The organism is Bradyrhizobium vignae, from assembly GCF_004114425.1.
Taxonomy (GTDB): domain Bacteria; phylum Pseudomonadota; class Alphaproteobacteria; order Rhizobiales; family Xanthobacteraceae; genus Bradyrhizobium; species Bradyrhizobium vignae.
Window position 1 is genome coordinate 1 of the sequence record NZ_RDQF01000034.1, and the last position, 26,036, is coordinate 26,036.

A 26,036-nucleotide genomic window follows, 5' to 3' on the forward strand; every position below is an offset into this window, starting at 1 on the left:
GCAAGCTGGCCATCAATACCCTGCAGGCAACGCCCGGTCCTGCCCGCATCAGCCACAAAATGCTCCAAGCCAGATGGAATAATGACTTCCTTCTCTCCGCCCTCGCCCATATGCGATAGCCCTACCCTCCAGGGGAGGGTAAGCGAGACCTACCTTGACCTTGCCGTCCTAATCCGCTCCCTTTGGCGCGACACAACGACTCCTCTCTGGGAAAACGCCAAGGTTAACTTCCATGTCTTTCGTCCTCGCCATCGACCAGGGCACCACCTCTTCGCGCGCGATCGTGTTTCGCGGCGATATTTCCATTGCGGCGAAGGCGCAAGCCGAGTTTCCGCAGCATTTCCCGGCCTCGGGCTGGGTCGAGCACGAGCCGGAGGACATCTGGACCTCGACCGTGATGGTCTGCCGCGAGGCCATCGAGCACGCCGGCATCAGCGCGAAAGACATCGCCGCGATCGGCATCACCAACCAGCGCGAGACCACCGTGGTGTGGGATCGTGCCACGGGCCAAGCCGTGCACCGAGCCATCGTCTGGCAAGACCGCCGCACCGCCGACATCTGCGCCAAGCTCAAGGCCGACGGCCATGAGCCCGTGATCTCTGAGAAGACTGGCCTGATCATCGATCCCTACTTCTCCGGCACCAAGGTCGCCTGGATCCTCGACCACGTCCCCGGCGCACGGGCACGCGCCGCGCGCGGTGAGCTGATGTTCGGCACCGTCGATTGCTACCTGCTCTGGCGCCTCACCGGCGGCAAGGTGCACGCCACCGACGCCACCAATGCTTCGCGCACGCTGCTGTTCAACATCCATACCGGCCAGTGGGACGACGAGCTCCTCGAGATCATCGGCGTGCCGCGCTCGATGCTGCCCGAGGTGAAGGATTCCTCCGCCCGCTTCGGCGAGAGCACCCCGGATTTGTTCGGCGGACCGATCGCAATTGCCGGCATTGCCGGCGACCAGCAGGCCGCAACTATCGGCCAGGCCTGTTTCCGCCCGGGCATGATGAAATCCACTTACGGCACGGGCTGTTTTGCCTTGCTCAACACCGGCACCACGCCGGTCGCCTCCAAGAACAAGCTGCTCACCACCGTCGCCTATCAGCTCGAGGGAAAACGCACCTACGCGCTCGAAGGCTCGATCTTCGTCGCCGGCTCCGCCGTGCAATGGCTGCGCGACGGCCTCGGCATCATCAAGCACGCCGCCGAGACCGGACCTCTCGCCGATCAGTCGGACTCCATGCAGAGCGTCTATCTCGTCCCCGCATTCGTCGGCATGGGCGCGCCCTATTGGAATCCGCGCGTGCGCGGCGCGCTGTTCGGCCTCACCCGCAACACCGGCCCTGCCGAGCTCGCCCACGCCGCGCTGGAGAGTGTTTGTTACCAGACCTTCGACCTCTGGGCCGCGATGCGCGCGGACTGGCCGAGCTCGGAAACCGCCAGCGTCGTGCTGCGCGTCGACGGCGGCATGACCGCCTCCGACTGGACCATGCAGCGCCTCGCCGATCTCCTGGACGCGCCGGTCGATCGCCCCGTGATCCAGGAGACCACGGCGCTGGGCGCCGCCTACCTCGCCGGCCTCAATGCGGACGTCTATCCCGAGCCGACCAAATTCGCCGACAACTGGCGCCTCGAACACCGCTTCAAGCCGAACATGAGCGAGGCGACGCGGCAGCGGAAGCTCGCGGGATGGGCGAGGGCGGTGAAGGGCGTGCTGGCGAGCGATGAGGGGGAGGGGTAGGCGTAGACACAGCCTCGCAGCTCGATGCCGCGAGGCGCGCGCAACTGCCTTCACGTCGTCATTGCGAGGAGCTCTTGCGACGAAGCAATCCAGACTGCCTCCTCGCAAAAGATTCTGGGTTGCTTCGCGGAGCCTGTCGTCGGGCCGCGCTATGCGCGGACCCGTTGGCTCGCAATGACGGAGTGCGGCGCTGCTGTCTTTCCTCAAAAGATACCGCCCGCTAGCCCATTACGAAGGGAAGCAACGAACCATGATCCTCCCCGACGGATATTCCGACGTGCCCGCCGGCAAGATCGCCGCCGTCGTGACCCATCTGGAGATGACCGCACCTCCCGCGCGCCGCGACGATCCGCCCGGCGCATGGAGCTTGCGCAAGGTCGAAGCTCCGCCGCTTCCCTGGTACCGCGATCTCCACCGCCGCGTCGGCGAGGACTGGCTGTGGTTCTCGCGCGCACGCATGACCGACATGGAGCTCGCCGCAATCATCCACGCGCCGGGCATCGAGGTCTATGCCTTGGCCGTCGACGGCCGCGATGAAGGCCTGCTCGAACTGGACTTCCGCGAGCCCGGCCAATGCGAGCTGGTCTATTTCGGCGTCACCGCCCCCTTGATCGGCACTGGCGCCGCCCGCTTCCTGATGAACCGCGCGCTGGAGCTTGCCTGGTCACGCGACCTCCGCCGCGTCTGGGTCCACACCTGCACGCTCGATCATCCCTCCGCGCTCGCGTTCTACCAACGGTCCGGCTTTCGCCCCTTCCGCCGCCAGATCGAGATCGCCGACGACCCACGCCTCGACGGCACCGCGCCGCGGACGGCGGCGAAGCATGTGCCGATCATCGAGTAGAGCCCCGGCCGCCTCCTCCTCCGTCATTGCTGTCGATGTTCAATAATTCGCTGATTGGATCGCGGTGGTCTTGGTAGCGGCGAGCACATGCGGGTGCTGACCGCTGCGAAGCTGGTGCGAGCCAAATGGATCAAGCAGTGGACGATGTATAGGCGCAACGAGACCGCGATCGCTCCGATCAAGCGCGCGATCCAGGACGGCCTATGAGCGTGGAGCGCATGAGGCCGTCGCCGCGTCATTGCGGCCGGCGCAATGCTCCATTTCCGATATATTTGTTGCGCCGCATCGACCTGGTCGTGGAGACTGGCCGGCCCTGCCTTGTCCAATGATCGAGAAGAGCGAGAACCATGTTCCTGATCGGCCAATATGATTCCCCCTTCGTCCGCCGCGTCGCGATCGCGCTGCGGCTTTACGGGCTCGCCTTCGAGCACAGACCGTGGTCGACCTTCGGCGATGCCGACAGGATCGCGCCCTACAATCCGCTGCGCCGCGTGCCGACCCTGGTGCTCGACGACGGCGAGGCGCTGATCGAAAGCATGATCATCCTCGATTATCTCGACGATCTCGTCGGACCCGAGAAGGCGATGCTGCCGCGCGGCAGCACCGATCGCCGCAAGCATTTGCGCATCTGCGCGCTCGCCTCCGGTCTCGGCGACAAGGCGGTCAGCCTGCTCTACGAGCGCGTGCTGCGGAAGGAGCAGCTCGCGCTGTGGGTCGAGCGTTGCCAGGCGCAGATCGCGGACGTGCTTGCCGTGCTCGAAGCCGAGCGCGCCAAGGTGACGACGCCGTACTGGCTGGGGATGCGCATCGGCCATGCCGACATCGCGGTCGCCTGCGTCGTCCGCTTCACCCGCGAGGCACACCCGCAGCTGTTCGAGCCTGCGCGGTACCCGGCGCTCGCGGCACATAGCGAGCGTTGCGAGGCACTGGCCCCGTTCAAGGAGATCGTGCAGCCATTGGCGCCGCCGAAGGGATGAGGCGGGCTCGTGTCCCGCTCTGCGGCGCAGCGTGCAACGCTGCGCCGGGACCCAGGCGGCACGCGTCGCTGGAGACGTGGGACCGCGGCTCTGCAGCGCATCGCTTCGCGCTGCGCAGCGTCCGGGGCACGAGACCGAGAGCAGGGTGAGGGGCGCTCCCATCCGCCGGAGTGCGAAGGCCGGCACTGCAGCTGATGATGGAATATTACCCCTGTTTTGCCCGACGTCGCAACCCGTTTTCGGCAAGACCGAAATTGCGCAACCTTTTCAACCCCATCGCTACTGTGCATGGGGTTGTTTTCTCATTTTTTGTTTTTAGGCGCGCTTATCCGGCCCCCGCGCGCTTCTTCTGCCAGACGAGGTGCACCGCGCAGGTGCAGCCCGGCGGATGCGAGGCGAGGTCTTTCGGCATCTCGTCGTTCGCCGGCTTGGCCGGGAAGGCCTTGTCTGTTCCCTCCTGCGACGGGATGTAGTTCAGCACCGGCGCGAGCCAGCGCTCGGCTTCCGCGACGCTCATGCCCTTGCGTGCCGCGTAGTCCTCGACCTGATCGCGCTCGATCTTGCCGACGCCGAAATAATAGCTCGCAGGGCTGGCGAAATAGAGCCCGGACACGGACGAGCCCGGCCACATCGCAAAGCTCTCGGTCAGCTTCACGCCGGCGGTGGCTTCCGCATCGAGCAGCGCGAACAGCGTTGACTTCTCGGTGTGATCGGGCTGGGCGGGATAGCCGGGCGCGGGGCGGATGCCCTGATACTTTTCGAGGATCAGTTCCTCGTTGGTGAGCGCCTCGTTCGGCGCATAGGCCCAGAACTCGCGGCGCACGCGGGCATGCATGCGCTCGGCAAAGGCTTCGGCGAGGCGGTCGGCCAGCGCCTTGCACAGGATCGAGGAATAATCGTCATTCGCGCTTCTGAAGCGGTCGGCGACCGCATCCTCGCCGATCCCGGCGGTGACGACGAAGCCGCCGATATAGTCGGGAACGCCGGCGGGCGCGATGAAGTCGGCGAGCGCCGCATTGAAGCGGCCCTCGCGCTTCTCGAGCTGCTGGCGCAGCGTGTGCAGCGTCGCGATGCTCTTGGTCCGGCTTTCATCGGCATAAAGCACGATGTCGTCGCCTTGCGCATTCGCCGGCCAGAAGCCGATCGTGGCGCGGGCCCGGAACCATTTCTCCTTGACGATGGTGTCGAGCATCTTGCGCGCATCGTCGTAGAGCGAGCGCGCGACCTCGCCGACCTTGGCGTCATCGAGGATGGCGGGGAAGCGTCCCGCGAGCTCCCAGGTCTGGAAGAACGGCGTCCAGTCGATGTAGGGCACGAGCTCGGCGAGGTCGTATTCGTCGAAGCTGCGGGTGCCGAGGAAGGTCGGCTTCACCGGCTTGTTCGCGACGAAGTCGACCGGCACGCGGTTGGCACGGGCGTCGCTGAGCTTCAGGCGCTTCTTGTCGGCCTGCGCGCGCAGATGCGCCTCCGAGATCTTGGCGTATTCGGCCCGCACTTCGGCGGCATAGGTCTCGCGCTTCTCCGGCGAGAGCAGCGCAGAGGCGACGCCGACCGCGCGGCTGGCGTCGTTGACGTGGACGACGGGACCGGCGCGATAGCTCGGATCGATCTTGACAGCCGTATGCACGCGGCTCGTCGTGGCGCCGCCGATCAACAGCGGCAGCTTCAAGCCTTCGCGCTGCAACTCGCCGGCGAAGAACGCCATCTCGTCGAGCGAGGGCGTGATCAGGCCTGACAGCCCGACGATGTCGGCCTTCTCCGCCTTCACGGTCTCGACGATCTTCGCCGCCGGCACCATCACGCCGAGATCGATGACCTCGAAATTGTTGCACTGGAGCACGATGCCGACGATGTTCTTGCCGATGTCGTGGACGTCGCCCTTGACGGTCGCGAGCACGATCTTGCCGGCCGACGAGGAGCCTTCGGTGCCGATGCCGCTGGCGAGGTTGCGCGCCTTTTCTTCCTCCATGAACGGCATGAGATAAGCGACGGCCTGCTTCATCACGCGCGCGGACTTCACCACCTGCGGCAGGAACATCTTGCCGTCGCCGAAGAGGTCGCCGACCACGTTCATGCCGGCCATCAGCGGTCCCTCGATGACATCGAGCGGGCGCGAGGAATTCTTGCGGGCCTCCTCGGTGTCCTGCTCGATGAATTCGGTGATGCCGTGCACCAGTGAATGCGACAGGCGCTTCTCCACCGGCCATTCGCGCCAGGCGAGATCGGCTTCCTTGGTTTCCGACTTCTTGCCGCGGAATTTCTCCGCGAGCGCCAGCAGACGCTCGGAGGCGCCGGGATCGCGGTTGAGGACGACGTCCTCGCAAGTCTGCCGCAGCTCCGGATCGATATCGTCATAGACGATCATCTGCCCGGCATTGACGATGCCCATGTCCATGCCGGCCTTGATGGCGTGATACAGGAACACCGAGTGCATGGCCTCGCGCACCGGCTCGTTGCCGCGGAACGAGAAGGACAAATTGGAGACGCCGCCCGAGACATGCGCGCCCGGCAGGTTCTGGCGGATCCAGCGCGTCGCCTCGATGAAGTCGACGCCGTAATTGTTGTGCTCCTCGATGCCGGTCGCGATCGCAAAAATGTTCGGATCGAAGATGATGTCCTCAGGCGGGAAGCCGACCTTGTTCACCAGGATGTCGTAGGCGCGCTTGCAGATCTCGGTCTTGCGCGCGAACGTGTCGGCCTGGCCGACCTCGTCGAATGCCATCACCACGACGGCCGCGCCGTGGCGGCGGGCGATCCTCGCCTCGTGGATGAACTTCTCCTCGCCTTCCTTCATCGAGATCGAGTTGACGACCGGCTTGCCCTGCACGCATTTCAGGCCGGCCTCGATCACGGAGAATTTCGAGGAATCGATCATGATCGGCACGCGCGCGATGTCCGGCTCGGCCGCGACGAGATTGAGGAAGGTCACCATGGCGGCTTCGGAGTCGAGCAGGCCTTCGTCCATGTTGACGTCGATGACTACCGCGCCGTTCTCGACCTGATCGCGCGCGACCTGGAGCGCGGCGGCGTAGTCCCCGGCGGTGATCAGCTTGCGGAAGCGCGCCGACCCCGTGACGTTGGTGCGCTCGCCGACATTGACGAAGGGGATCGCGTCCGTCAGCACGAACGGCTCGAGGCCGGAGAGCCGCAGGCGCGGCGCGATCTCGGGCACGATGCGAGGCTTGTGCGGGGCCACCGCGGCGGCGATCGCGGCGATATGGTCTGGCGTGGTGCCGCAGCAGCCGCCGACGATGTTGACGAGGCCATCGCGCGCGAACTCGCCGATCAGCCGCGCCATGTATTCGGGCGTCTCGTCATACTGGCCGAACTCGTTGGGCAGGCCGGCATTGGGATAGGCGCACACGAGCGTATCGGCGACGCGGCCGATATCGGCGATGTGCGCGCGCAGGTCTTCGGCGCCCAGCGCGCAGTTGAAGCCGATGGTGATGGGCTTGGCGTGCCGCACCGAATTCCAGAACGCTTCCGGCATCTGTCCCGACAGCAGCCGGCCGGACTTGTCGGTGATGGTGCCCGACACCATCACGGGCATGTCGATGCCGAGCCCTTCGGTGATCTCGGCGATCGCATAGAGCGCCGCCTTGGCGTTGAGCGTGTCGAAGATGGTCTCGACCAGCAGGAGGTCGACGCCGCCGTCGATCAGGCCGCGGATCTGCTCGCCGTAGGATTTGCGCAAATCGTCGAAGGTGACGGCGCGGTAGCCCGGATTGGACACGTCGGGCGAGATCGAGGCGGTGCGGTTGGTGGGGCCGATGGCACCTGCAACGAAGCGCGGCTTGCCGTCCTCGGCCTCGACGCGGCGGGCGGCATTGCCGGCGAGGCGGGCGCCTTCGCGCGCCATCTCATAGACAATGTCGGTGAGGTCATAATCGGCCTGCGCGATCGAGGTCGTCGAGAAGGTGTTGGTCGCGACGATGTCGGCGCCGGCACGCAAATAGGCGGCGTGGATGTCCTCGATCGCCTGCGGCTGGGTCAGGATCAACAGATCGTTGTTGCCGCGAAGGTCGCGATGGAAATTCTTGAAGCGCTCGCCGCGGAAGGCGGCCTCGTCGAGCTGCAGATTCTGGATCATCGTGCCCATGGCGCCGTCGAGCACGAGGATGCGCTCGCGTGCGGCGTTCAGCAGGGCAGTTCGCTTGGCGGAAACGGGTAAGGTCATTTTCTCTTACGCTGCCTTCTGGGCGGTCTTGGCACGGATGCCGAGCAAATGGCTGATCGCGAACACGAGATCGGCGCGGTTCATGGTGTAGAAGTGGAAGGTATCGACACCGTGCTTGGCGAGCTTCTGCACCTGGCCGGCGACGACGGTCGCCGCCACCAGCTTGCGGGTCTCGGCGTCGTCATCGAGGCCCTCGAACTTCGCGGCGAGCCAGTCGGGCACGGTGGTGCCGTTCCGGGTGACGAAATTGCGCGCCTGCTTGAAATTGTGCATGGGCATGATGCCCGGCACGATCGGAATGTTGATCCCGCGCGCGCGAACGCGGTCGAGATAGCGGAAGTAAAAGTCGTTATCGAAGAACACCTGGGTGATCGCGCGCGTCGCGCCGGCGTCGACCTTGGCCTTCAGCGTGTCGATATCGGCATCGAAGTCGCGCGCCTCGGGGTGCTTCTCGGGATAGGCGGATACCGACACCTCGATATCGCCGTGCCGCTTCTTGATTCCCGCGACGAGGTCGGCCGAGCTCTGATAGCCGTCGGGATGGCTGGAATAGGGTGTTCCGATGCCGCCGACGGGGTCACCGCGCAAGGCCACGATGTGACGCACGCCGACCTCGTGATAGCGGTCGACGATCGCGTCGATCTCGCCGCGCGAGGCGCCGACGCAGGTCAGGTGCGCCGCCGGCAGCAGCGCGGTTTCTTTGAGGATGCGCGCAATGGTCGAATGGGTCCGCTCGCGGGTCGAGCCGCCGGCGCCGTAGGTCACCGAGACGAATTTCGGCTCGAGCGGGGCGAGCCGCTTGATGGTCTCCCAGAGATTGCGCTCCATCTCCTCGGTCTTGGGCGGAAAGAACTCGAAGGAAATCGCAGGCCGCTTCAGGTGCCCGTCTTGCCCATTGGCTTGGCCAGGCGTCGTCGCGTCAGTCATGGCACCACTCACTCCAGGGTCTCGCTCAGCCACAGCGGCCAGCAGCGGCATCCAGCTCGGGGAGGCCTAAGATAGGGCAAAGTCCGTTGGATCGACAGCCCATCAGGGATGGGAAGTGGCCCACTTGGGCCAGGAATTGACGAATTATTGAACGTTGATCGATCTGAGTGGGAAGTCGGCGCAAAAAATATTTCTATTACAAATCAGTGCATTGGCTGGGGTCTGATCGACGTTAAGCGCCTCTCTCCTACGTGGGCGGCGCCAGCATTGCGTCATTGTAGCTGTCTCAATCCCACCCTTCCGCTCGGTCGGGCGTGACGAGCGCTCCGCTGGCACGCATCTGACCTGCGGAGCTGGCCCATTGCCGCTGCGCGGACGTCCATTACCTTAAGCCGCCATGATCCCGCTCTCAGTCCTCGACCTCTCCGTGGTCACCACCGGCACCAAGCCTGCCGCGGCGCTGCGCAACAGCATCGACCTGGCGCGCCACGTCGATGGGCTCGGCTATGTCCGCTACTGGCTCGCCGAGCATCACAACCTCGCGTCCGTCGCGAGCCCCGCGCCCGATGTGATGATCGGGCAGATCGCGGCGGTGACGAAGCACATCCGGGTTGGCTCCGGCGGCGTGATGCTGCCCAACCACGCGCCGCTGGTCGTGGCCGAGCGCTTCAAGATGCTGGAGGCGCTGTTTCCCGGCCGGATCGATCTCGGTCTCGGCCGTGCGCCGGGCACCGATGGCGCCACAGCCTACGCGCTCAGGAGCCGGCTCGACCGTCGCGAGGGCGACGATTTCCTGGAGCGGCTGCACGAGCTGATCCTGTGGGAGACCCGCGAATTCCCCGCTGGGCACCCCTACAACAGCGTCGTTGCGATGCCCGACGATACCAGGCTGCCGCCGATCTGGCTGCTTGGCTCCAGCGATTATTCCTCGGAATTGGCCGCCCAGGTCGGCATGGGCTTCGCCTTTGCCCATCATTTCGCCTCCCACGACGCAATCGATGCGATGGTACATTACCGCAACCGTTTCCAGCCCTCAGCCTGGCGCGCGGCGCCGCATGCGATCCTCGCGGTTGCTGTCATCGCGGCCGATACGGACGAGGAGGCCGAAAGGCTCGCCTCTTCCTTCGACCTCAACCGCCTTCGCCGTGACCGTGGTCAATATCTGCCGCTGCCGAGCGTCGAGGAGGCGATGGCCTATCCGTATACGGACGCCGAGCGCACCTCGATCCTGCGCAACCGCTCGCGCCTGTTCGTCGGCAGCCCCGCGACGGTGCAGAAGAAGCTGCAGCCGCTGATCTACGCGAGCAAGCCGGACGAACTGATGGTGATCACCGCAGTGTACGACCACGAGGCGCGAAAGAAATCGTATTCGCTGCTGGCGGAGGCGTTCGGGCTTGGTAGGACAAGTGGCTTAAGCGATTGATCGTCATTCCGGGCGATGCGAAGCATCGAGCCCGGAATCTCGAGGTTCCCAGGTGCGCAAGTGCGCACCATAGTTCACGCTTGGCGTGCCCCGGAACGACAGCTTCAATCCTGCGTCTCGCTGAATGTCGCCCGGAACGGATGTCCCGGATACACGCCGACGATGCGGAATTCGCGCGAGAAGAATTTCAGCTCCTCGATCGCGAAGGCGAGGCCCTTGTCATCGGGGTGGCCGTCGACGTCGGCATAAAACTGCGTGGCGAAGAAATTGCCGTCGACCATGTAGCTCTCGAGCTTGGTCATGTTGACGCCGTTGGTGGCGAACCCGCCGAGCGCCTTGTAGAGCGCCGCCGGCAAATTGCGCACGCGGAACACAAAAGTGGTGACGAGCGGGCCGGTGCCTTGGGGCGCCCATTTCGGCTCGCGCGCCAGCACCACGAAGCGCGTGGTGTTGTGGGCCTCGTCCTCGATGTCGTCGGCAAGGATGTCGAGGCCGTAGATCTTGGCGGCCAGGCGCGAGGCGATCGCAGCGACGGTCTTGTCCTTGCGCTCGGAGATATCGCGGGCACTGCCGGCGGTGTCGGCGTGCACGATCGGCTTGATGCCGAGTTTGCGGATGATGCGCCGGCACTGGCCGAGCGCATGCACGTGGCTCTCGACGCTCTTGATGTCTTCGAGCTTGGTGCCCTTCACCGCCATCAGCTGATGCCGGACCGGCAGAAACCATTCGCCGATGATGAAAAGTCCGGAGGCCGGCAAGAGATGATGGATGTCGGCAACGCGGCCCGCGACCGAATTCTCGATCGGAATCATGCCGAGATCGGCCTCGCCCGAGGAGATCGCCGACAGCGCGTCCTCGAAGGTGGCGCAGGGCATCGGCTCGGCGTCGGGATAGGCCTCGACGATGGCGATGTGGGAATTGGCTCCGGGCTCGCCCTGGAATGCGATCTTCATCTTGCTCATGGTCGGCCTTGTAGCAGCGGCTCAGGATTTGGAAAGGATGCTGCGCGCGGTTTCGAGATCGGGCGGCGTATCGACGCCCCGGGGGACGCTGTCGACGATCATGATGTCGATGCGAATGCCGGCCTCCACCGCCCGCAGCTGTTCCAGGCTCTCCTGGCGTTCCAGGGGCGAAGGCGGCAGCGACACGAACCGCTCCAGCGCGGCGCGGCGATAGGCGTAAAGGCCGATATGGTGGTATCGCGGTCCGTTGCCGTAAGGAGCTGTGGCGCGGGTGAAATAAAGTGCCCGCAACCGCTTCGGCCCGATCGGCGAACCGATAGCCTTCACCACGCTCGGGGCGAGGTCCTCCTCCTCGGTGTGGATCTGCGAGGCCAATGTGACGATGTCGACCGCGGGGTCGTCGAAGGGCGGCAGCACCTCGCGGATCGTTGCCGGCGTGATGGTCGGGAAATCACCCTGGAGATTGATCACGATCTCGGCCTTGCCCTCAGGATCGAGCTTTTGCATGGCCTCGTGAATGCGGTCCGAGCCGGAGGGGTGGTCGGCGCGGGTCATCACGGCCTCGCCGCCATGGGCGGTCACTACCGAGGCGATCTCGTCGGTGTCGGTGGCGACCGCGACCCGGCCGATTGCCGCGGCCTCGGCACGGCGCAGCACGTGCACGATCATCGGCAGACCCGCGATATCGGCGAGCGGCTTGCCGGGCAGGCGGGTGGCGGCCATGCGGGCCGGGATCAGCACCAGGATGCGAGGATCGGTCATTTGGGTTCAAAGGTCCGGGGTCGAGAGCCTGGAAACCGGGCGTTTTCCGCGCCGAGAAATGGAGTGGGGACGGGCTGAAAGCCGGGTCGCTTATACGGGTTGCCAGACCCCGGGCAAACCGATATCTCAATGACAAAACTCGGGGAAACAATAAGGAACGTTTTGATTCTCCCGAGGCTCGTCCTGGCGGCCATCCGGGCCGCTGTTTCCTTCTTGCGGTGGGGCCTGGCCGGAAATGGACTCTTTTGAACTCAATAAGATTCTCGGTGCCGTGCTCGGCACCTGTCTCGTTCTGCTGGTGACGAGCTTCACCGCCCAGGCGCTATTCTCCCCCAAGATGCCGGAAAAGCCGGGCTTTGAGATCGCGGTGAAGGAAGATGCCGGCCACGGCAAGGAAGGTGGTGCCGCCGCCGCAGCGTCCTCCGAGCCGATCGAAAAGCTGCTCCAGACTGCCTCCGTCGAGAAGGGCGCTGCCGCCGCCAAGAAATGCGGCGCCTGCCACACATTCGAGAAGGGTGGCCCGAATCGGGTCGGTCCGAACCTCTATGGCGTTGTCGGCGAGCCGAAGGGCGAAGGCCGCGGCTTCAACTTCTCGGCCGCCATGAAGGCCAAGGGTGGCACCTGGACCTTCGACGATCTCAACAAGTTCATTGCCAACCCGAAGGGCTTCATTCCGGGCACCGCGATGGGCTTCGCCGGCATTCCGAAGGACTCCGAGCGCGCCGACGTCATTGCCTATCTGAACTCGCTGTCGGACCATCCTCAGTCGCTGCCGACCGCGTCGAAGTAAGGCCTCCAGAACTCATTCGGAATGTGCGGCCGGGCTGAAAAGCCTGGCCGTTTCCTTATCCGGACCTCGCGACGACGTTATCGGGGCGTTTGGCCGCATGCGATGGGTCGTCGGGGCTTCCAAGATGAGGAAAAAGCAACATATTCCGTCGAAACCTCGCCTATATTGGGAACTTAAAGGAGTAGCCTCCTTCAAGACAGGGATGTTGATTTGGCCATTACCCGACGCGATCTCCTGCTCACCGGCACTGCTGCCGCAGCGCTTCCCGCCCTTGGTTCCGTCGCGGGCGTTGCCGTCGGCTCGGCGCATGCGCAATCAGCAGCTGAGCTGCCCTGGCGCCATGCGCTGTCGCTGTTCGGAAAGGTAAAGTACCCCGCCGATTTCAAGCGCTTCGACTACGTCAATCCGGACGCGCCCAAGGGTGGCGTGGCGCGCCAGATCGCCGTCGGCACATTCGACAATTTCAACATCGTCGTATCGGGTGTGAAGGGGCAGGTGGCCGGTGCGATCGCCTTCATCTACGAATCCCTCACGACGCCCTCGCTTGACGAGGTCTCGACCGAATACGGCGCGCTGGCGGAAGCGGTCAGCCACCCCGATGACTTCTCCTTCGTCACCTATCGCTTGCGGCCGCAAGCCAAATGGCATGACGGCAAGCCCGTGACGCCGGATGACGTGATCTTCTCGCTCGATTCCTTCAAGAAGCACCATCCGATGTACTCGGCGTACTACAGCCATGTGGTAAAGGCCGAGAAGGTCGGCGAGCGCGAGGTGCGGTTCGTCTTCGACGCACCCGGCAACCGTGAACTGCCGCAGATCGTGGGACAGCTTATTGTCTTGCCGAAGCATTGGTGGGAGGGGACGGACGCGCAGGGCCGCAAGCGCGACGTTTCCGCCACGACGCTCGAAGTGCCGCTCGGTTCCGGCCCTTACCGGGTCAAGGAATTCGTTGCAGGACGATCGATCGCGCTGGAGCGCGTCAAGGACTATTGGGGCGGCGATCTGCCTGCCAATGTCGGCCGCAACAATTTCGACGAGCTGCGCTACGAATACTTCCGCGACGCCACTGTCGCGATCGAGGCCTTCAAGGCCGACCAGGTCGATTGGCGCACCGAGAACAGCGCGAAGAACTGGGCGACAGCCTACGATTTCCCGGCGGTGACCGAAAAGCGCGTGATCCTCGAGGAATTCCCCAATCGCAGCTCGGGCGTGATGCAGGCCTTCGTGCCGAACCTGCGCCGCGCCAAGTTCAGCGATCCCCGCGTGCGTCGCGCGCTCAACTACGCGTTCGACTTCGAGGAGATGAACAAGCAGATCTTCTACGGTCAGTACAAGCGCATCAGCAGCTATTTCGACGGGATCGAAGATCTGATGGCGACCGGCCTGCCACAGGGGAAGGAGCTCGAGATCCTCGAGACCGTCCGCGCCCAGGTCCCGCCCGAAGTCTTCACCACCGCCTACACCAATCCGGTCGGCGGCAGCCCCGAGGCCGTGCGCGACAATCTTCGCGAGGCGCTGCGCCTCTTCAAGGAGGCGGGCTACGAGGTGCGCGACCGCAGGCTGATCGACGTCAAGACCGGTGCCCAGTTCTCTCTGGAACTGCTGAATTCGGATCCGAGCTTCGAGCGGATCGCGCTGTTTTACAAGCCCTCGCTGGAGCGGCTCGGGATTGCCGTCAGCGTGCGTACCGTCGATCCAACTCAATACGAGAACAGGACCCGCGAGTGGGATTTCGACATGGTCACCAACTCCTGGCCCGAATCGCAGTCGCCGGGCAATGAGCAGCGCGAATTCTGGTCCTCCAAGACGGCCGACATCGCCGGCTCGCGCAATCTTGCCGGCATCAAGAATCCGGCGGTTGACAAGCTGATCGAGCGGGTCATCTACGCCACCGATCGCGACGATCTCGTCGCCGCGACCAAGGCGCTCGACCGCGTGCTGCTGTGGAATCACTACGTCGTGCCGCAGTGGAATTATCCAAAGCTGCGCACCGCGCGCTGGGATCGCTTCGGCCGGCCGGGGGAATTGCCCAGATATGGTCTGTCCGGCTTCCCGTTCATCTGGTGGTATGACGCAGAGAAGGCAGCGCGGATCGCAAAGAAGTCGTGAAGGACAACCCCCGCATGACGCAGATGTCACGCCGCCATGTGTTGGTCTTGGGCGTTGGCGGCGCCCTCGGGGCGTCGCTGGGTGCGCAGCCGCTACGCAGTGCGCGAGCGTCGGAAGCGGCGACCGAGGCGCACGGCATCTCGGCGTTCGGCGATCTCAAATATCCGGCCGACTTCCATCATTTCGATTACGTCAATGTCGACGCGCCGAAGGGAGGCACGTTCTCGCTGATCCCGTCGGTGCGCTCGTACAACCAGTCCTACCAGACCTTCAACTCGCTCAACGCTTTCATCCTGAAGGGCGACGGCGCGCAGGGCATGGACATGACGTTTGCACCGCTGATGGTCCGCGCAAACGACGAGCCCGATGCGATGTACGGGCTGGCCGCCCAATCCGTGCGGATATCGCCGGACAAGCTGGTCTATCGCTTCACCATGCGGCCCGAGGCGAAATTCCACGACGGCACGAAGCTCACTGCGCATGATGCGGCGTTCTCGCTGACGGCGCTGAAGACCAAGGGCCATCCGCTCATCATCGTGCAGATGCGCGACATGGTCAGCGCCGAAGCGCTCGACGATGCGACGCTCGTCGTCACGTTTGCCAAGGGACGCGCCCGCGACGTGCCGCTCTATGTCGCCGGGCTTCCGATCTTTTCGAAGGCGTACTACGCGTCTCGCCCGTTCGATGAATCGTCTCTGGAGACTCCGCTGGGCTCGGGTCCGTACAAGGTCGGCAAGTTCGAGGTCAATCGCTATATCGAGTTTGAGCGGGTGAAGGACTGGTGGGCTGCCGATCTGCCGCCCTGCCGCGGCACCTACAATTTCGATGTCGTGCGCTATGAGTTCTATCGCGACCGCGATGTCGCCTTCGAGGGTTTCACCGGCAAGAGCTATCTCTACCGCGAGGAGTTCACCTCGCGCATCTGGGCGACACGCTATGACTTCCCGGCCGCGAAGGATGGCCGCGTCAAGCTGGAGGTCGTGCCCGACGACACGCCGTCCGGCGCGCAAGGCTGGTTCATCAACACGCGGCGCGACAAGTTCAAGGACGCGCGCGTGCGCGAGGCCCTGATCAACGCCTTCGATTTCGAATGGACCAACAAGACCATCATGTACGGGGCTTATGCCCGTACCGTGTCGCCGTTCCAGAACTCGGACCTCATGGCGGGCGATGGGCCTCCTTCGCAGGAGGAGCTCAAGCTGCTCGAATCCTTCCGCGGTCAGGTTCCCGACGAAGTGTTCGCTGCGCCGTTTACGCCTCCGGTGTCAGACGGCTCCGGGCAAGACCGCAGCCTGTTGCGCAAGGCGCAGCAACTGCTGAACGAAGCCGGCGTGCCGATCAAGGACGGCAAGCGGGTGCTGCCGAATGGCGAGGTGTTCAGGATCGAGTTCCTGCTGGATGAGCCCTCGTTCCAGCCGCACCATGCGCCCTACATCAAGAATCTGGCGACGCTCGGCATCGAGGCGAGCGTGCGTCTCGTCGATGCCGTGCAACACAAGGCGCGCCAGGAAGATTTCGATTTCGACATGACCATCCAGCGCTTCAGCATGTCGGCGACGCCAGGCGATGCCATGCGCGCGTTCTTCTCCTCGCAGGTGGCGAACACCAAGGGCTCGTACAATCTCGCGGGCGTCGCCAGCCCGGCGATCGATGCAATGATCGAGAAGATCATGGCGGCTGACAGCCGCGAGGAGTTGACGATCGCCTGCCGCGCGTTCGATCGTCTGTTCCGCGCCGGCCGCTATTGGGTGCCGCAATGGTACAACAAGACGCACCGGCTGGCTTATTGGGATCAGTTCGGCCATCCGCAGAAATTGCCGCGCTATGCCAACGGCGTCGGCGCGCCCGACATCTGGTGGCATGAACCCGCCAAGGCGGCCAAGCTCGAGCAGGCAAAATAGCCATGAGCGCCTATATCGCCCGCCGCATCCTCCTGATGATCCCGACGCTGCTCGGAATCCTCTTCGTGTCCTTCGTCGTCGTGCAGTTCGCGCCGGGCGGCCCGGTCGAGCGCGTGATCGCGCAACTCTCAGGCGCCGATACCGGCGGCACGTCGCGCATTTCGGGCGGCGGCGATTTTGCGCAGCGCGCACCTGGGCAGGTCGGTGCCGGCGGCGATGCCATCAATTCGAAATATCGGGGGGCGCAGGGGCTCGACCCTGATTTCATCAAGAAGCTGGAGGTGCAGTTCGGCTTCGACAAGCCGGCACCGGAACGCTTCCTGCTGATGGTGTGGAATTTCGCTCGCTTCGATTTCGGCAAGAGCTATTTCCGCGACGTCAGCGTGCTCCAGCTCATTAAGGAGAAGCTGCCCGTCTCGATCTCGCTCGGACTGTGGCTGACGCTTCTGACCTATCTGATCTCGATTCCACTCGGCATCCGCAAGGCGGTGAAGGACGGCACGCGATTCGACACCTGGACATCGACAGTGCTCGTGCTCGGCTATGCGATTCCCGGTTTCCTGTTTGCGATCCTCCTGATCATCCTGTTTGCCGGCGGCTCCTTCTTCAACTGGTTCCCGCTACGCGGACTGACCTCGGACGGTTGGTCGCAGTTTCCCTGGTACTGGAAGATCCTCGATTACTTCTGGCACCTGACGCTGCCGCTGATCGCCATGGGGCTTGGCGCGTTCACCACCATGACGTTCCTGACCAAGAACTCGTTCCTGGACGAGATCCGCAAGCAATACGTCATGACTGCGCGGGCCAAGGGCTGCACCGAGAGCCGGGTGCTCTATGGCCACGTCTTCCGCAACGCCATGCTGATCGTGATCGCCGGCTTCCCCGGAACCTTCATCCACGCCTTTTTTTCCGGCTCGCTGCTGATCGAGACCATCTTCTCGCTGGATGGGCTCGGGCTGCTCAGCTTCGAGAGCGTGCTCAACCGCGACTACCCGGTGGTGTTCGGCACGCTCTACATCTTTTCGCTGGTCGGTCTCGTGATCAATTTGATCTCCGACCTGACCTATATGTGGATCGACCCTCGGATCGACTTCGAGGCGCGGGAGGTCTGATGACGATTACCGCGCCGACACCGATCGAGACCACGGCCAAGTCTCCGCTGGGAGGGGTCGTACCGATCACGCGCAAGCCCTACGCGCCTTCGCCACTCAACAGGCGGCGTTGGCAGAACTTCAAGGCCAACCGGCGCGGCTATTGGTCGTTCTGGATTTTCATCGGCTTGTTCGTGGTCTCGCTGTTTGCGGAACTGATCGCCAATGATCGGCCCTTCCTGATCAAATTCGACGGCCGTCTCTATTGGCCGGCCTTCGTGACCTATTCTGAGACGACCTTCGGCGGCGATTTCGAGACGGCGGCGGACTACCGCGATCCCTATTTGCAGAAGCTGATCAAGGACAAGGGCGGCACCATCGTCTGGCCGCTGATCCGCTATTCCTACGACACGCATAATCTCGACCTGCCGACACCGGCACCGTCGCCGCCAACCTGGATGCTGACGGAGAAGCAGTGCAAGCCGGTGGTGGAGAAGAAGGGGCTGAAGAGCTGCCGCGACCTCGAATACAACTGGCTCGGCACCGACGATCAGGGCCGCGACGTGGTGGCGCGATTGATCTATGGCTTCCGCATCTCGGTGCTGTTCGGCCTTTGTCTCACCATCGTTTCGTCCGTTATCGGCATCGCGGCGGGAGCGGTGCAAGGCTATTTCGGCGGCCGGGTCGATCTCATCTTCCAGCGCTTCATCGAGATCTGGACGGCGATTCCCTCGCTCTATCTTCTCCTGATCCTGTCCTCGGTCCTCGTGCCCGGCTTCTTCGTGCTGCTCGGAATCCTCCTGCTGTTCTCCTGGGTCTCGTTGGTCGGTCTGGTGCGGGCCGAATTCCTGCGCGGGCGCAATTTCGAATACATCCAGGCGGCGCGGGCGCTCGGCGTGTCCAACCCGGTCATCATGTTCCGTCACTTGCTGCCGAACGCGATGGTCGCGACCATGACCTTCCTGCCCTTCATCGTGTCGAGCTCGGTGATGACACTGACGGCCCTCGATTTCCTCGGCTTCGGCCTGCCACCGGGCTCACCTTCGCTCGGCGAGCTGCTGTCGCAGGCCAAGGCCAACGTGCAGGCACCGTGGCTCGGCTTCTCAGGTTTCTTCTCGGTTGCGATCATGCTGTCGCTGTTGATCTTCATCGGCGAAGCCGTGCGCGACGCCTTCGATCCGCGCAAGACGTTCAGGTAAGGTCATGGACGCCATCAACCAGCCCCTGCTCAGCGTGCGCGATCTCTCGGTGGCCTTCCATCAGGCCGGCGCCACCACGCTCGCGGTCGACAAGGTCTCGTTCCAGATCAAGCGCGGCGAATGCGTCGCGCTGGTCGGCGAGTCCGGCTCCGGCAAGTCGGTCAGCGCGCTCTCGATCCTCAAGCTGCTGCCGTACCCGAACGCCTCCCATCCTTCGGGCAGCATCCGTTTCAAGGGGCAGGAGCTGATCGAGCAATCCGAGCGGCAGATGCGGGAGATCAGAGGCAGCGACATCTCCATCATCTTCCAGGAGCCGATGACCTCGCTCAATCCGTTGCACACGATCGAGGCGCAGATTGGCGAGATCATCCAGCTGCATAATCCGACCAGCAATGCCGAGGCGCGCAGACGGACGCTGGAGCTGCTCACGCAGGTCGGCATCCCCGAGCCCGAGACGCGGCTGAAGAGCTATCCGCACCAGCTCTCCGGCGGTCAGCGCCAGCGCGTGATGATCGCGATGGCGCTCGCCAACGAGCCGGATCTGTTGATCGCGGACGAGCCGACCACGGCGCTCGACGTCACCGTGCAGGCGCAGATCCTGGCGCTGCTCGCCGAGATCCGTTCGCGGCTCGGCATGAGCCTCTTGTTCATCACCCACGATCTCGGCATCGTCCGCCGCATCGCCGATACCGTGTGCGTCATGAAGGGCGGCGTGATCGTCGAACAGGGGCCGGTCGAGCAGGTCTTCAAGACCCCGAAACATCCCTATACGCGCGACCTGCTCGCCGCGGAGCCGAAGCCGGATCCCGCGCCGCCGCAGCCGAGTGCGCCGGTGGTGATGTCGGCCGATGATCTCAAAGTCTGGTTCCCGATCAGGCGCGGCCTGATGCGCAAGACGGTCGGCCACATCAAGGCAGTCGATGGCGTCAGCGTCGCCGTGCGTAAGGGCGAGACGCTCGGGGTGGTCGGCGAATCCGGCTCGGGCAAGACCACGCTGGGGCTCGCACTGCTGCGGCTGATCTCCTCGAATGGCCGTATCGTGTTCTTAGGCAAGGACATCCAGGGCCTGCGCTTCAAGGAGATGCGCCCCTTCCGGCGCGACATGCAGATCGTGTTCCAGGATCCGTTCGGCTCGCTCTCACCGCGCATGTCGGTCGCCGACATCGTCGCCGAGGGCCTGTCGGTGCATCAGCCGAAGCTGTCGCGTGAGGAGCGCGAGGCACGCGTCGTCAAGGCGCTGGAGGATGTCGGGCTCGATCCGGAGACGCGCTTCCGCTATCCGCATGAATTCTCGGGTGGCCAGCGCCAGCGCATCAGCATCGCGCGGGCGGTGGTGCTGGAGCCGGATTTCGTCGTGCTGGACGAGCCGACCAGCGCGCTCGACATGCTGTTCCAGGCGCAGATGGTCGATCTGCTGCGCGAGCTCCAGCGCAAGCGCGACCTCACCTACATGTTCATCTCGCACGACTTACGCGTCGTCGCCTCGCTCGCCAGCCATCTCATCGTGATGCGCGGCGGCAAGGTGGTCGAGGAGGGGCAGGCGGCCGAGCTGTTTCGGAATCCGAAGACGGATTACACGCGCGCGCTGTTCGCGGCCGCGTTCCGGCTGGAGACCGCGGGGAACGGGGCGGTCGCGACGTAGCGTTCGTGATTCCGGGGCGCGCGCAGCGCGAACCCGGAACCCAGAGATTATGGTGCGAGGTGCTCAGGTGCGCAATTGCGCACCATAGTTCAGGCGCGATGCGCGTGCCCCGGAATCACAAGAACAATCAGAGCCGCTTGATCGCGACGACCTCGCTGCCGGCCTGCTTGATCCGCGCAATCGCGGGCTCGATCGGTTCGATCACGGTCGCCATGTGATGGGCATTGGCGTGAACCATGGTGCTGCCGTCGCGGACGATGGCGACATGGCCCTTCCAGAAGATCAGATCGCCACGCAGCAGGCTGCTCCGCTCATGCGGCTCCAGCGCACGGCCGAGACCGGCGAGCTGCATGTCGCTGTCGCGCGGGCAGCCGATCCCGGCTGATGCCAGCGAGACCTGGACCAGCCCCGAGCAATCGATGCCAAAACTGCTCTTGCCGCCCCAGAGGTAAGGTGTGCCAACGAAGCGCTCGGCCACTGCGACGAAATCCGGCTCGTAATGATCGAGCGGCGCGAGATGAGTCCGTGGCAAGAACGTTCCGTCCCGCGTCACCGCGAAGGCCCCGTCCTCGCGCGCGATCGTGAGCCTTGATCCCAGGACCAGCGTGGCAGCCGGCGGCAGCTTGATCGACGGGCCGGGAAACGCAAACGTCCGGAGTGCGCTGACCTTGTGCGTCGGCGCGGCCGTCGGTTTCAACAGCGCCGCGTCGGGCAGCCAGCCGACATAGCCGTCGCCATTGAGCTGGCCCCAGGCCCAGCCTTCGCCGTTGCGGTCGTAGACCGCGACGCGCTCGCCCCGCAGCGCCTCCGTCATCAGCATCGCATTCGAGGATGGCTGCTCGCGTAACGGCGCGAGCGCGTCGATGACCTCGAATTCTTCGCCGGTGACGAAGCGCTCCGCCGCAACCTTGCCTTCGAGATATTTCGCGGCGATGTCGCCCCGCGCCGGCGTCAGCCTTGGATCGTGTCCTGGATCACGCATAGCGCTCGCTCAGCAATGCGTAGATGGCGCGCGCGGCCTGGCACTCGCCGCCTTCGGGCCGCGCCGGCTTCGCCGACGGCGTCCAGCCGTAGATGTCGACATGCAACCAGCTCTTGGCGTGCTCGACGAAGCGCTGCAGGAACAGGGCGCAGGTGATCGAGCCGGCAAAGCCGCCCGACGGCGCATTGGTGATGGTCGCCGTCTTGGAGTCCAGCCAGGAATCGTAAGGCGGCCACAGCGGCATGCGCCACAACGGATCGTTCTCCTTCGCCGCGCAGCGCGCGACGTCGACGGCCAGCGTCTCATCATTGGTGTAGAAGGGCGGCAGGTCCGGCCCCAGCGCGACGCGCGCCGCGCCGGTCAGCGTGCCCAGGTCGATCAGCAGGTCCGGCTTCTCCTCGTCGGCCAGCGCCAGCGCATCGGCGAGCACCAGGCGTCCTTCCGCATCCGTGTTGCCGATCTCGACCGTGATGCCCTTGCGCGAGGTAAAAATGTCGAGCGGGCGGAACGCATTTCCGGCGACCGCATTCTCCACCGCCGGGATCAGCACGCGCAGCCGCACCTTCAGCTTCGCATCCATCACCATGCGCGCCAGCGCCAGCACGTTGGCGGCGCCGCCCATGTCCTTCTTCATGATCAGCATGCCGCTCGACGGCTTCAGGTCGAGGCCGCCGGTGTCGAAACACACGCCCTTGCCGACCAGCGTCACCTTGGGATGATCGGGATCGCCCCAGCCGATGTCGATCAGCCGTGGCGCGCGGCTCGAGGCCATGCCGACGGCGTGGATCAGCGGGAAATTCGTCTTCAGATCCTCGCCGATTGTGCAGGCGAAGCTTGCCCCGAACTCGGCCGCGAGCGCCTGCGCGGCCGCCGCGAGCTCCGACGGGCCCATGTCGTTGGACGGCGTGTTGATGAGGTCGCGCGCGAGCATCGCGGCATCGGCAATACGCTCGATCTCGGCCGGGTCGACACCATCAGGTGGGACCAGCCGGACCTCGGGGCGATCAGCCTTGCGGTAGCGGGCAAAGCGGTAGCAGCCCAGTGCGAAGGCGAGCGCCGCCAGTCGCGCATCGTGCGGTGCATTGGCAAAGCGATAGGTGCCCGGCGGCAGCAGGCCGGGCAGGGCGCCCGGCCGGAACAGGTCGCGCGATCTGGCGCCCTCGTCCTCGAGGCCGAACAGCACCTGCGCGATCGCGCCATCCGGCGCGGGCAGCGCCAGATAGCTGCGTGGCTTGGCGGCAAAGGCGCTCGCCCTTGCGAACTGGCGGTGCGCCGGTGGCAGCGTCTCGGCGACCTGATCCCAGCTCGACTTGGTGACGAAGGTGATCGGGGTGGCGGTGGGTGAGGTCTCGAAGACAGAAGGCATTGGCGGGTCCGGATCGTCGGATCAAGCGGGTCATGCGAACGGACCAGACTTCGCAGAGTTTCGCCGCCGCTGCAATCGGCTTTGCCGTCACCGTTCAGCGAGCCGCTACTCGCCGCAGGGAGGCCATGCTAGGTTCCGGAGAGCGGCCGCCTGAAGTGGAGATCGCCGGCGACCGATGAGGAAGCGCCGGGAGGAAATGCGATGGAATTCGTGTGGAGCGTGGTCACGTTCATCGGCCAGGCCATCGAGGCGATTTTTGGCTATGTCGAGCATCACCATTGGATCTTCGCGTTCCTTGCCGGCGGCTACGTCTTCTATCTCCACGACCGCTCCGTGCACGCGCGGTTCGACGCGCTCGACAAGCGCGTAGACGAAATCCGCAAGCGGCTCGCCGTCGAATATTGACCTGGCGAGACGAAACCGTCCTCGGCGGATCTCGTATCTCACGTCGACGACTGCCGTTCGCAAAAGCACCGCCGCAGGGCTTTACTAGCGTTGTGGTTGTGGCATTATTGACGAATATTTAAAATTGTGCCGTCCGCTCCGCATACACCGAACGCGGACACGCGGCGGCACGCGGTTGATACCTGTCCAGGTTCGTTCTTGGCTGATACGGCCTGAATCTGTTCGTCGAAGCATTTCTCTCATCGTTTGGGCGGCGCAGCATTTGCAGATGAGCGGCGCAAAATGGATAGATCGTTCGTCATTGTGCAGATTTCCGACCTGCATCTGGACGGGTCGGGCCGGCTGCTATCGATCGTCGAGACACTCAGGGCCGCGATTCGCGAAAAGATGACGGGCGTCACGGATGTCCCCGATCGCATCCTGCTGATCACGGGGGATCTGGTGGACGATCCGAATCCGCGCGCGCTCGACGAGGCGCTCGCCGTGATCGCGACTTTCCGGCAGACCGGGCTGTTCACCGACATCCAGGCCGTTGCCGGAAATCACGATGTCAAGCGGCCGAGCCAGCGTGCCGGCCGTCACGACGCCTATGATTACCTGCATCTGCCACGAACCTCGAAGAGTGTCTATTACCGGCAGGCAGGCCTCGAGCTGGCGCTGCTCGATTCCAATCGCGCAAGCCTGATGGCGCTCGCGAGCGGCAAGATCGACGAGAGCACTTACAAGGCGATGGTCGCAGAGTCCGCCCGGCTCAGCGCCGAACTCGCGGCCAGCATGGGTTCTGCGGGGCGCGCCGATTATGCCGAGCCGGCGGAAAACCTGGTCCGTGTGCTGGCCCTGCACCATCATCCGCTGCCGCAGGCGACCGGCGAAGGAAAGCGCTTTCTCGGCGTGCCCGACGAACCGCTGATGTATCTCGCCGCGCCCGCGACCTTCCTCGAGGCTGCCATCTCGCTCGATGTCGATCTGGTTCTGCACGGTCATCGCCACGTCGAGGGACTGACCCGCTATTCCGTCCCCGATCCGCGCGCGACATCGAGCGAGAGCAGGGAGGCGTTCTGGCGCACGATCTACGTGCTCTCATGTCCATCCTCGACCGGCCAAGCCGGCGACGCCGCCGGCTTCAACCTCATCCATTTCGGCCCCGCGTCCCGTGGCTGGCGCACGGAACATCGTTTCGCGATCACCCGCTATTCAAGGCTGCGCAACGATGCCGCCTTCACGCTGCTCGATTCGAACCTGCCTGACGGCGTCATCAGACTGCCGGCAGCGCGGAACTTTTCCCGTGATCCGGCCGTCCAGGCGGCGATCGAGGTCGCCTCATCCGCCTCAGTGAAGCGGGGCGATCACCCGCCGGCTGTTCATGCGCCGCAGCTTTTATGATGAAGCCGACCCGAACTGGGCGGATGCGCTCTACGCCTACGTCGTCTCGTCGCATGCCTGGACTGAGCTCGAAGGCAAGATCGCGAGGTCCGCGCCCAGATCTGACATCGACACGCTTGCGGCGGTGAGAATGCTGCTCGGCCGATTGGTCGAGCAATCCGCCGAGGTGCTCGGCATCGATAGCGCTCAGCTCGGTGAACTCTGCGGGAGGGGTCTGATCAACTGTGACGACTTCCTGCGCCAAGTGCCGCGGTTGCCCTGCGAGGGCGTCGACGTTCAGTGGCAGGCGCGGCAGAGACTGCAACTGCTGCGGGACTTGGACGAACAGGTGAAGACGCTCGGCCTCGATCTGGATCTCGGCGGTGAGGTGCCGTCGTAACAATCGCCGCCGTGAGAGGAGTAGGCCCGAGACGGCGTTAACCGGCCGTTAGGGTTAACATTCTATTGCTGACGCGTTCGGCTCGATCAAGCGGCTCGAGAGTCAAGGCGTCATGCGTCAACGGATCAGTCTTACCCGGCTACTTGCCTCCACGTCGCTGGTCGCGATGGTGACGATGGGACTCGGCGGCTGCACGGCCATGTCGAAACTCTCCGAGGTGACCGGCTCGGTCGGGCCTCGGGCGGAGGCGGTTCCCACCGATCGTGCGCCCACCGATCCAGCGCGTGCGGTCGAAGTCTATGGCGAGCGCTACCGCGCCAATCCCAAGGATGCCGACGCCGCGCTCGCCTACGGACAGGCCCTGCGTGCCAACGGTCAGCGCGCCCAGGCCGCCGCCGTGCTTGAGCAGGCGACCATCGCCAATCCCGGCAACAAGGCGCTGCTTGCCCTGTACGGCCGCGCACTCGCCGACAACGGCAATTTCCAGCAGGCTTACGACGTTCTGTCGAAGGCGCATTCGCCCGACAATCCCGACTGGCGCCTGCTTTCGGTACAGGGCACTGCGCTGGACCAGATGGGCCGTCACGAAGAGGCGCGATCCTATTACGCGAGCGCGCTGAAGATCGCACCGGGTGATCCCGGCGTGCTCTCCAATCTCGGCCTGTCCTACATGTTGTCGAGAGACCTGCCGAAGGCCGAAGAGGCGCTGCGGCAGGCCTACGCCTCGCCGCGTGCGAGCGCCCGGGTGCGGCAGAACCTCGCTTTGGTCGTCGGTCTCCAGGGCCGCTTCGCGGAAGCGGAGACCATCGTGAAAGCGGACCTGCCACCGGACCAGGCCGCGGCCAATGTCGCCTATCTCAAGGACATGCTGAGCCGCAGCGACGCCCCGCGCGGCGCACCGAAGCGGACGCCGGTTGCCTCGCTGAGCCAGCCCGACTGATCGGATCCGACCGTCTGATCTCGGCTTGATTGGTGAACG

The 26,036-nt window shown here is 64.5% G+C and carries 20 protein-coding genes; 14 read left to right on the forward strand and 6 right to left on the reverse strand.

Annotation, left to right across the window (positions count from 1 at the left end; all coding sequences use genetic code 11):
* Window positions 1-232 precede the first annotated feature (232 nt).
* The 3 genes from glpK to EAV90_RS24980 all read left to right on the forward strand — a co-directional run bounded on the left by glpK (window position 233) and on the right by EAV90_RS24980 (window position 3,559).
* The gene (glpK, locus tag EAV90_RS24965; protein WP_122405780.1) at window positions 233-1,738 is read left to right on the forward strand and encodes a glycerol kinase GlpK; all 1,506 of its coding nucleotides are present in this window, start codon (window positions 233-235) and stop codon (window positions 1,736-1,738) included.
* A gap of 250 nt (window positions 1,739-1,988) precedes the next feature.
* Complete coding sequence (locus EAV90_RS24970; RefSeq protein WP_122405779.1) at window positions 1,989-2,582, forward strand: GNAT family N-acetyltransferase; 594 nt, start codon at window positions 1,989-1,991, stop codon at window positions 2,580-2,582.
* A 347-nt stretch (window positions 2,583-2,929) separates the two neighbouring features.
* Window positions 2,930-3,559 carry a glutathione S-transferase family protein gene (locus EAV90_RS24980; RefSeq protein ID WP_122405778.1) on the forward strand — a complete coding sequence of 210 codons (630 nt, stop codon included), beginning with the start codon at window positions 2,930-2,932 and terminating at the stop codon, window positions 3,557-3,559.
* Between the two features lie 325 nt (window positions 3,560-3,884).
* Here EAV90_RS24980 and metH read toward each other — a convergent pair whose 3' ends face one another.
* Both metH and metF read right to left on the reverse strand, forming a co-directional pair.
* Window positions 3,885-7,736 (reverse strand): methionine synthase, encoded by a 3,852-nt coding sequence (metH, locus tag EAV90_RS24985; protein WP_129144995.1) that lies wholly within the window; start codon window positions 7,734-7,736, stop codon window positions 3,885-3,887.
* A 6-nt stretch (window positions 7,737-7,742) separates the two neighbouring features.
* The gene (gene metF / locus EAV90_RS24990) at window positions 7,743-8,663 is read right to left on the reverse strand and encodes a methylenetetrahydrofolate reductase [NAD(P)H] (protein WP_164937098.1); all 921 of its coding nucleotides are present in this window, start codon (window positions 8,661-8,663) and stop codon (window positions 7,743-7,745) included.
* A gap of 397 nt (window positions 8,664-9,060) precedes the next feature.
* On the opposite strand from metF, the gene EAV90_RS24995 reads away from it, so the two are divergent.
* Window positions 9,061-10,086, forward strand: coding sequence for an LLM class flavin-dependent oxidoreductase (locus EAV90_RS24995; RefSeq protein WP_129144997.1), 1,026 nt, complete (start codon window positions 9,061-9,063; stop codon window positions 10,084-10,086).
* A 104-nt stretch (window positions 10,087-10,190) separates the two neighbouring features.
* Here EAV90_RS24995 and EAV90_RS25000 read toward each other — a convergent pair whose 3' ends face one another.
* A complete protein-coding gene (locus EAV90_RS25000) occupies window positions 10,191-11,048 on the reverse strand; it encodes a prephenate dehydratase (RefSeq protein ID WP_122405775.1) in 858 nt (285 codons plus the stop codon).
* A 21-nt stretch (window positions 11,049-11,069) separates the two neighbouring features.
* On the reverse strand, window positions 11,070-11,810 hold the full coding sequence (locus tag EAV90_RS25005; RefSeq protein ID WP_129144998.1) for a 3-deoxy-manno-octulosonate cytidylyltransferase: 741 nt from the start codon (window positions 11,808-11,810) through the stop codon (window positions 11,070-11,072).
* A 235-nt stretch (window positions 11,811-12,045) separates the two neighbouring features.
* Between EAV90_RS25005 and EAV90_RS25010 the strand changes: the two genes are divergently transcribed.
* From EAV90_RS25010 to EAV90_RS25035, 6 genes are all read left to right on the forward strand, one after another.
* On the forward strand, window positions 12,046-12,600 hold the full coding sequence (locus EAV90_RS25010) for a c-type cytochrome (protein ID WP_122405773.1): 555 nt from the start codon (window positions 12,046-12,048) through the stop codon (window positions 12,598-12,600).
* Window positions 12,601-12,810: 210 nt separating this feature from the next.
* Window positions 12,811-14,709: an extracellular solute-binding protein gene (locus EAV90_RS25015; RefSeq protein ID WP_129144999.1), complete on the forward strand. Its 1,899-nt coding sequence runs from the start codon at window positions 12,811-12,813 to the stop codon at window positions 14,707-14,709.
* 14 nt (window positions 14,710-14,723) lie between these two features.
* Window positions 14,724-16,610 (forward strand): extracellular solute-binding protein, encoded by a 1,887-nt coding sequence (locus tag EAV90_RS25020; protein WP_129145000.1) that lies wholly within the window; start codon window positions 14,724-14,726, stop codon window positions 16,608-16,610.
* Window positions 16,611-16,612: 2 nt separating this feature from the next.
* Window positions 16,613-17,722 carry a microcin C ABC transporter permease YejB gene (locus EAV90_RS25025; RefSeq protein ID WP_122405770.1) on the forward strand — a complete coding sequence of 370 codons (1,110 nt, stop codon included), beginning with the start codon at window positions 16,613-16,615 and terminating at the stop codon, window positions 17,720-17,722.
* The gene (locus EAV90_RS25030; protein WP_122405769.1) at window positions 17,722-18,900 is read left to right on the forward strand and encodes an ABC transporter permease; all 1,179 of its coding nucleotides are present in this window, start codon (window positions 17,722-17,724) and stop codon (window positions 18,898-18,900) included. The genes EAV90_RS25025 and EAV90_RS25030 overlap by 1 nt, the downstream gene beginning before the upstream one ends.
* Window positions 18,901-18,904: 4 nt before the next feature.
* On the forward strand, window positions 18,905-20,542 hold the full coding sequence (locus EAV90_RS25035; RefSeq protein ID WP_162500460.1) for an ABC transporter ATP-binding protein: 1,638 nt from the start codon (window positions 18,905-18,907) through the stop codon (window positions 20,540-20,542).
* A 127-nt stretch (window positions 20,543-20,669) separates the two neighbouring features.
* On the opposite strand, the gene EAV90_RS25040 is transcribed toward EAV90_RS25035, so the two are convergent.
* On the reverse strand, window positions 20,670-21,524 hold the full coding sequence (locus EAV90_RS25040) for a C40 family peptidase (protein WP_129145001.1): 855 nt from the start codon (window positions 21,522-21,524) through the stop codon (window positions 20,670-20,672).
* Window positions 21,517-22,890 carry a leucyl aminopeptidase family protein gene (locus tag EAV90_RS25045; RefSeq protein WP_129145002.1) on the reverse strand — a complete coding sequence of 458 codons (1,374 nt, stop codon included), beginning with the start codon at window positions 22,888-22,890 and terminating at the stop codon, window positions 21,517-21,519. Before EAV90_RS25045 ends, EAV90_RS25040 begins: the two co-directional genes overlap by 8 nt.
* A gap of 201 nt (window positions 22,891-23,091) precedes the next feature.
* Here EAV90_RS25045 and EAV90_RS25050 point away from each other — a divergent pair, with 201 nt between their 5' ends.
* From EAV90_RS25050 to EAV90_RS25060, 4 genes are all read left to right on the forward strand, one after another.
* Complete coding sequence (locus EAV90_RS25050; RefSeq protein ID WP_122405766.1) at window positions 23,092-23,295, forward strand: hypothetical protein; 204 nt, start codon at window positions 23,092-23,094, stop codon at window positions 23,293-23,295.
* A gap of 282 nt (window positions 23,296-23,577) precedes the next feature.
* Window positions 23,578-24,678, forward strand: a complete 1,101-nt coding sequence (locus EAV90_RS25055) for a metallophosphoesterase family protein (protein WP_245509614.1) — start codon at window positions 23,578-23,580, stop codon at window positions 24,676-24,678.
* On the forward strand, window positions 24,659-25,057 hold the full coding sequence (locus tag EAV90_RS40760; RefSeq protein WP_245509615.1) for a hypothetical protein: 399 nt from the start codon (window positions 24,659-24,661) through the stop codon (window positions 25,055-25,057). The genes EAV90_RS25055 and EAV90_RS40760 overlap by 20 nt, the downstream gene beginning before the upstream one ends.
* A gap of 112 nt (window positions 25,058-25,169) precedes the next feature.
* Window positions 25,170-25,997 carry a tetratricopeptide repeat protein gene (locus EAV90_RS25060; RefSeq protein WP_129145003.1) on the forward strand — a complete coding sequence of 276 codons (828 nt, stop codon included), beginning with the start codon at window positions 25,170-25,172 and terminating at the stop codon, window positions 25,995-25,997.
* The last annotated feature ends 39 nt before the right edge of the window (window positions 25,998-26,036 follow it).